Annotated in this window: 1 protein-coding gene; it reads right to left on the reverse strand. The window is 35.2% G+C overall.

Features of this window, described 5'->3' with window-relative positions; translation table 11 throughout:
• Nucleotides 1–683, reverse strand: a 683-nt coding sequence (locus tag ABN217_RS19185; RefSeq protein ID WP_349459846.1) for a hypothetical protein, incomplete at its 3' end; no start/stop codon positions are given.
• Nucleotides 684–785 lie beyond the last annotated feature (102 nt).

Genomic DNA, 785 nt, shown 5'->3' on the forward strand with positions numbered 1-785 from the left:
ACCTCAGGATCCCAACCTAACATATCATAGCCATCTCCATCAAAAATATAAACCACTAAGCTACATTGATAAAGCTTTCCGACCCTACTATCAGCAGATAGTGCGTCAATAAAGTCTTCGGGAAATGAGCGTTCTGCTAAAAAATCAAGTACATTGCCCATGTCTTTAACATCAACAAAATAACCCTCATTACTCATTTCAATATCATATTGATCAATCACTTTAATCACTTCAGGCAGGGTGACATTTAAACGTTTTTCAATCTCTTGATAAAATTCTTTTGTTGGTAGATTCGCTTTTAGGGCTAATGTATTACCTGTATTTTCTTCGAAATAATTATCATCATCCAGTAAATTGAAAAGCGCTTGTAACCGTTGTATCACCGTACGATTATCATCGTGTAATGCCGCTGTCTCCACGCCAATATCAACAATCTTACATTGATGGTCAAAATGGCGCTTTTTCCCTTCTGAATTAATTAAAGAGCCAGTTATTTTCAAAGTTTGCGCATTTTCAGGAATTGAAAACATAGCGATAGAAGCAGGACTCGTATTAACGTGAGATGATTGATTAGTAGGATCCAGTGTTGCCATCAACTGTCCATCGATAAATATTTTTCCCTCAAGCTGAGTTTCTTTATCAAGATATGAGTAAAAAGAGGTCATTCCTTTTGCTGAGGCCATAAAAGAATTTCCAAATATAAGAAATAAACAAAGTAATAAATAAGATTTCATCAATCACTCAAGAAAAAGGCCGAATCCAATAGATTCAGCCTATTATATGAC

It is taken from the genome of Proteus sp. fly-1067, from assembly GCF_040139345.1.
In the GTDB taxonomy this organism is placed as follows: Bacteria; Pseudomonadota; Gammaproteobacteria; order Enterobacterales; family Enterobacteriaceae; genus Proteus; species Proteus vulgaris_B.